Raw genomic sequence first — 6,271 nt, 5'->3', positions numbered from 1 at the left:
CCCCCGACCTCCCCGACGCTCTCGACCTCGTTGGTGTCCTCGATGTCCCCGGCGTCCCCGGCGGCGCGGGCCGGGGTCATGACGTCGAGGGCGGCGTCGAGGGCGGCGTGCAGGAGCTGGCAGGCCGGATAGGGCTTGACGGTGATCCGGGTGACCTCCCAGACCTCGCCGAGATCCTCTGAGGGCCGCAGCCCCGGCCGGCCGAGCAGTGCGCCGTACAGGCCGTGCTCGCCTTCCAGCACGGTGTCCGGCCCCGTCGCGCCCGCCCTGGCCAGGCGCGCCGCCAGGATGCCCGCGTGAGCGGCCAGCCCGGGATGCAGCCGCTTGGTGTCGGCCCCGGTGCTCAGGAACTCCAGGAGCCCACCGGCCTGACTGCCCGCGATGCCGAGCGCGTGGACCGCCTGTCGCGGGCGCAGTCCGTACAGCCTGGCGGCGACAAGGGCGGCGGCGAGTACCCCGCACACGGAGGTGGCGTGCAGTCCGCGCGTGTGGAAGCCGTGTGGCGCCGCGGCTCCGAGCCGGCAGATCACCTCGTAACCGATCAGCGCCGCGACCAGGACCTCGGCGCCGGACGCCCCGGTCTCCTCTCCCACCGCGAACGCCACCGGCAGCACCGGCGCGGTCGCGTGCACGAGCCCGCCCGCGTGCGTGTCGTCGAAGTCGAGCGCGTGCACCAGGGCTCCGTTGGCCAGGGCCGCGGCGGGGGCGCCGACCCGGTCGCGGGTCCCGATGACCGTGGCCTGCGGCGGGCCGCCCAGCTCCAGCGCGACCGCGACCGCGGGCGACCCGTGTGGCGGCTCGGCGACCGCGCAGCCGAACCCGTCGGTCAGGTGCCGGATCGCGGCCTGCCTGGCCCGCTCGGGCACCGCGTCCAGGCGCAGCCCGAGCGCCCAGTCGGCGAGCCCGGCCGCGGCCGTCATGACCCGTCCCCGAGCGCTCCGGCCCTCGTGGCCGTCTCCCGAAGGCTCCGGCCCTCGTGGGCGAGACCGCGCATGGTGTCCCCCCGGGCGTTCCCGCCGTCATCGTGTCCCCCGGGCGTTCCCGCCGTCATCGTGTCCCCCCGAGCGCCCAGGCCGTCATAAGGTCTCCCCGAAGGCGCCGCCGGCGGCCAGCTCTTCGACGCGTTCCGCCGGGTAGCCGAGCAGCCCGCGCAGGATCTCCTCGCCGTCCTCTCCCCGCCGGGGAGCCCGGCGGTGGGCGACGGGCTCCTGCCCCACCCGTACCGGCGAGGCGAGCTGCTTGAGCGGGCCGTAGCGGGGATGCGAGGTCTCCACCACCAGCCCCCGCGCGGCGGTGTGCGGCTCCGCGAGCGCCTGGCCCACGTCGTTGATCGGCCCACAGGGGATGCCCGCGGCGCGCAGCTCGGCGAGCCACCAGGACACCTCCCTGGTACGGACGATCGCGGCCAGCCGGGGCAGCAGGGTGTCCGCGTTCAGGCGTCGGTCGGCGAAGGTGGCGTAACGCGGATCGCCGGCGAACCCCGCGCCCGGCGACTCGCGATCGAGGATCAGGGCCAGCCGCTGCCAGAACTTCTCCTTGGCGCAGCCCACGACCAGCCACCCGTCGGCGGCCTCGACGTTCTGGAACGGCACCAGCGAGGGATGGGCGGAGTCGGCCGTGCGCACAGGGGTGAAGGAGGTGTTGAGCGCCCAGGTCCCCACGTAGGTGAGCATGCCGACGGCCGTGTCGTACAGCGACAGGTCGCAGTCCATGCCGGCCCCGTCCCTGCGCGCGGCGTGCACGCCCGCCAGCAGGGCGATCGCGGCGACGAGACCGCCGGAGTAGTCGACCAGGGACAGCCCCGACTTGGCCGGCGGGCCGGACGGCTCCCCGGTGAGGTGCATCCAGCCGGCCAGCCCCTGCAGGATGTAGTCGTAGCCGGGCTCGGCGGTGCGCGGCCCGGTCATCCCGAAGCCGGACAGCGAGCAGCAGACGATCCGCGGGTTGAGGTGCTTGAGGTCGTCGTAGCACAGGCGCATCTTGGCCGGGACGTCGCCGCGCAGGTTGGAGTAGACGGCGTCGCCGTGCCGTACGAGGTCGTCGAAGACCTCCCTGCCCGCGGGGACGGACAGGTCCAGCGAGATGGACTTCTTGTTGCGGTTGAAGGTCTCGAAGAACAGCGAATCCTCTTCATCCGCATAAGGGGGTACATATCGTCCGACGTCGCCGCCCACCCGAGGGTCCTCGATCTTGATGATCTCGGCGCCGAGGTCGGCCAGGTGCACGCTGCCGAACGGTCCGGCCCCGTACTGCTCCAGGCTGACGACTCTGACGTCCTCCAGTGGTCTCATAACGTTCCGATCAGCTCGATGATGCGGGCCTGGTTCCGGCGGATCTCTTCCGGCGCGTTGCCGTACACGGCCGGGGTGAGCTTGACGGTGTCGGCCAGCCCCTCGTAGCGGGCCAGCCGCTCGGCCACCTGGTCCGGCGTCCCCGCCAGCACCAGCGGGTCGATCATGCGGTCGGGCACGACCACCGGCTCCCCCGCCCGGAAGGCGGCGACCGCGGCGGCGTGCTCGGCGGCGAGGTCGTGGAAGGCGAAGAAGTCCTTGTACGTGGCGACGCCGGCGTAGAAGCCCAGCACCCCGGCCGCCCGGCGGCGAGCCTGGGCCGGGTCGGGATCGATCGAGCAGCACGCGGAGACGACCACGTCGAGCTCGGCCCGCTCGCGCCCGTCGAGCCCGGCCGACAGGTTCGGCAGCACCTGCTCGCGCAGGTAGGCGGGCGAGGACAGCTCGTGCGACAGCCACCCGTCGGCGATGCGCCCGGCGAGCCTGGTCATCTGCGGCCCGACGGCGGCCAGGTAGACGGGGATCCGGGTGCGGACCGGCTCGTGCGGGCGGCGCAGGCCGCGGGCGTCGAGCCGCTGGACGGAGCCGTCGTACGCCAGCGGCCCGCCCGCCACGACCGCCCGGATCACCTCGACGGTCTCGCGCAGCCGGGCGAGTGGCCGGTTCCAGGGGACGTTGTGCCAGTTCTCGTTGAGCCTGCGCGTGCCCGCGCCCAGGCCGAGGATGAACCGGCCGCCGGTCAGCTCGTCGAGGTCGAGCGCTTCGAGCGCGGTCACCATCGGGCTGCGGGTGAACGCGAGCGCGACGGCGGTGCCGACGCCCGCGCGCGTCACCGCTCCGGCCACGGCGGCGGCGCTGACGGTGGCGCTGCGGTGCAGCTCGGGCACCCAGATCACCTCGGCGCCCGCCTCCTCGGCCTTGCGGGCGGCGGCGGTCAGCTCCTCCAGGCTCTCGCCCCAGGGGCCGTAGGTGATCCTCATGGCGTCCGCGGCCCCTCGGCGGCCGGGGCGCTCAGCCGTTCGAGCACCGCGTGCTCCTCCCACACCTCGCCGTACTTGGCCTGGATGTCGTAGAGGCTCGCCGCGTGCGGGGCGGGCGAGCGGTCGCCCACCGCCTGCCGCACCACGATCGGGACGAACCCGTGCTGGACGGCGTCCACGGCGCTGGCCCGCACGCAGCCGCTCGTGGAGACCCCGGTGATGACCAGCGTGTCCACCCGCAGGGCCGTGAGCGTGGAGGCGAGCGTGGTGCCGAAGAACGCGCTGGCGTACTGCTTGACGATGACGATCTCGTTCGCCGCGGGCGTCACCTCGGGCATGACCTCGCCGAGCGGGCCGTTCAGGTGGCGCAGCGGGGGCGCCTTGCGGTAGAACAGGCCGCCGTCGATGCCGTCGCGGCTGTGCGACACGCGAGTGTGGATCACCGGGACGCCCGCCGTGCGCGCCGCCGCCAGGACGCGTGCGGCGGCCAGCAGGCAGTCCCGCGAGCCGACGTAGAGGTCGGCGCCGGGCTCGAAGTACGCCCGCATCAGGTCGACGAGGATCAGCGCCGGCCGCTCGCCGAAGGGCAGGACGCCGTTGTAGGGGTCCACTCAGCCGACCCCCTTGTCCTTCAGGGCGGGCAGCTCCTGGGCCGTCAGGCCGGGCAGCCCGCCGCGACAGCGGAGGTCGTCCAGGGGGAGCACGCTCATATCCGCTCCTCAGGGGTGCAGGCAGGAGCCCGACGGCTCGCCGACGATCTTTCCTTCGTGGAAGGCGACCTGGCCGCCGACGACCGTGGTCACCGGCCAGCCCGTCACAGCGACCCCCTCGAACGGGCAGTGGTCCTGCCCCGACAGCAGCAGGTCCGTGGTGACGGTCCTGGTCAGCGCCGGGTCGAGGATGGTCAGGTCGGCGTCGAAGCCGACCGCCAGGCTGCCCTTGCGTCCCCACAGGTTGTAGGCGCGGGCGGGGTTGGCCGAGGCGACCTCGGCGATCCTGGTGAGCGGCAGGCCGCGGCGCAGGTGCCCTTCGGAGAACAGCACGGGATAGAGCAGCGCCGTGCCGCCGAAGCCGGGGCGCGCGGGCCACAGCTCGTCGCCCTTGTGCTCCTCCATGCAGCAGGCGTGGTCGGAGGCCACCCAGTCGATCCGCCCGTCGGCCACTCCCGCCCACAGCGCCTCGTTGTGCTCGCGGGTGCGGATCGGCGGGTTGACCTTGCCGCCGAGGCCGCCGCGCGCGTCCAGGTCGTCGTGGTCGAGGCACAGATGGTGCAGGGTGGTCTCGCGCCGTGCGGGGGTCTTGGCGGCGGCCTCCAGCGCCTCGGCGCTGGACAGGTGGAGCAGGTTGATGTTGACGCCGGTGTGGGCGGCGAGCACGGCCGCCTCGGCGATGGCGACCTGCTCGGTCAGCGGCGGCCTGGCCTCGCTGTAGGCGCGCAGGTTCTGCGGGGCGCCGCCGCCGCGGACGCGGTCGATGAAGACCCGCATCAGCTCCGACTGCTCGCAGTGCAGGCTGAGCGAGAGCCGCCGGTCCGGGTACGCGCGCTGCACCTCGGCCAGCTTCTCCATGATCAGGAAGAGGTGTCCCAGGTCGTACTCGTCGCCCATGGTGAACGCCTGGGCGTCGCGGCTGTTGGCGGCCAGGTCGAAGCCCTTGTAGAACATGTAGTACTTGTAGGAGGTGACCCCGTGCTCGGCGACCAGCCGCGGGATCTCCTCGACCTGGCCGGTCGTCATCGGCGCCAGGTGAAACCCGTAGTGGGTCCAGGCCCGCCCGGCGACCGCCGCCAGCACCTCGGGGAAGATCGTCGAGTACGGCCCCGTCTTGTTGAGATAGTGCTGCCCGGTCCGGAAATAGGACAGCACGGTCGTCGCGCCGCCCACCAGCGACGAGCGGGTCTCCTCGCCGGCGTCCACCTCCAGCTCCCGGTAGATCCCTAAATGGAAGTGGGCGTCGACCGCTCCCGGCAGCACCACCTTGCCGGTCGCGTCGATCACCTCCGCGGCGTCGCCGAGGTCCTCACCGATCGCGGCGATCCGGCCGCCTCGCACGGCGAGGTCCGCGCGGATCTCGCCGTGGTACGGGAGAACGAGGATGCCGTCCTTGACGAGCAGGTCGTATCGCGCCATGGTGCGGCTGTCACCCCTTTCCTGACGTCAGATGGCCCATCCGGGCCGAGAGCCTGCCGGTGGTCTCGAGCAGCGCCGCGGCGCAGCGCTTCTCCTCGCCGCGGAAGCGCTCCAGCGGCCCGCACACGCTGATCACCCCCGCCGGGCGTCCGTGGTGATCCAGGACCGGCGCCGCGACGGAGGCCGAGCCCGGCTGGCGCTCGGCCTGGGATCGGGCGAACCCGCGACGGCGGATCGCCGCGAGGTCCTTGCGCAGGACGTCCTCCTCGACGGGGGTGCGCTCGGTCAGCCGCGTCAGCGGCTGGGTGCCGAAGTAGGCGTCGATCTCCTCCTCGGCCAGGAACGCCAGGAACGCCCTCGACGAGGCGCCCGCGTGCAGCGGATAGGGCACGCCGAGGGTCACGGACATGATCACCTCGCGGCTGGGCGTCGCCTGGTCGACGTAGACCCGCGAGAAGCCGGTGCGGATGGACAGGGTCGCGGTCTCGGACAGGGCCGTGGACAGGGCGACCAGCTCCGGCGCCGCGAGGCGGCGCAGGTCGAGCCGGTCCAGGTAGGCGAGCCCGAGCCGCATGGCGGTCAGCCCGAGCGAGTATCGCCGGGTCTGCTCGTCCAGGTCGATCAGGCCGCGCAGCCGGAGCGAGGCCAGGATCCGGTGCACCGCCGCCTTCGACAGCTCCAGCCGCTCGGCGATCTCGGTGATGCCGAGGGTACGCGCGCCCGGCTCGGCGAACAGCACGAGCACGTCGGCCGCGCGCTCGACGGTCGCGACGGTCTGGCTGGCGCCGTCCGCGCCACGGCGGCGCGGCCGCTCGGCGTTGGTCATCGGCATGAGGCGGTCCTTGCGGCGTGCATGCTCATCGGCCCCGGG

The 6,271-nt window shown here is 73.4% G+C and carries 6 protein-coding genes; all 6 read right to left on the bottom strand.

What is annotated here, in order from left to right:
- Positions 1-920, bottom strand: a 920-nt coding sequence (locus ETD85_RS38205) for an MmgE/PrpD family protein (protein WP_138694706.1), incomplete at its 3' end; no start/stop codon positions are given.
- Between the two features lie 156 nt (positions 921-1,076).
- On the bottom strand, positions 1,077-2,291 hold the full coding sequence (locus ETD85_RS38200) for a CaiB/BaiF CoA transferase family protein (RefSeq protein WP_138694705.1): 1,215 nt from the start codon (positions 2,289-2,291) through the stop codon (positions 1,077-1,079).
- On the bottom strand, positions 2,288-3,271 hold the full coding sequence (locus tag ETD85_RS38195; RefSeq protein ID WP_138694704.1) for an LLM class flavin-dependent oxidoreductase: 984 nt from the start codon (positions 3,269-3,271) through the stop codon (positions 2,288-2,290). The genes ETD85_RS38200 and ETD85_RS38195 overlap by 4 nt, the downstream gene beginning before the upstream one ends.
- Complete coding sequence (locus ETD85_RS38190) at positions 3,268-3,882, bottom strand: isochorismatase family protein (RefSeq protein ID WP_240779696.1); 615 nt, start codon at positions 3,880-3,882, stop codon at positions 3,268-3,270. Before ETD85_RS38190 ends, ETD85_RS38195 begins: the two co-directional genes overlap by 4 nt.
- A gap of 108 nt (positions 3,883-3,990) precedes the next feature.
- Positions 3,991-5,400, bottom strand: a complete 1,410-nt coding sequence (locus ETD85_RS38185) for a dihydroorotase (protein ID WP_138694703.1) — start codon at positions 5,398-5,400, stop codon at positions 3,991-3,993.
- A 10-nt stretch (positions 5,401-5,410) separates the two neighbouring features.
- Entirely contained in the window at positions 5,411-6,232 is an 822-nt protein-coding gene (locus tag ETD85_RS38180; RefSeq protein ID WP_138694702.1) for an IclR family transcriptional regulator, read from the bottom strand.
- Between the last annotated feature and the right edge of the window lie 39 nt (positions 6,233-6,271).

Source organism: Nonomuraea zeae (assembly GCF_005889725.1).
Lineage (GTDB): Bacteria > Actinomycetota > Actinomycetes > Streptosporangiales > Streptosporangiaceae > Nonomuraea > Nonomuraea zeae.
The sequence above is the reverse complement of the archived record's forward strand: the minus strand, read 5'-3'. Positions and strand labels throughout refer to the sequence as shown.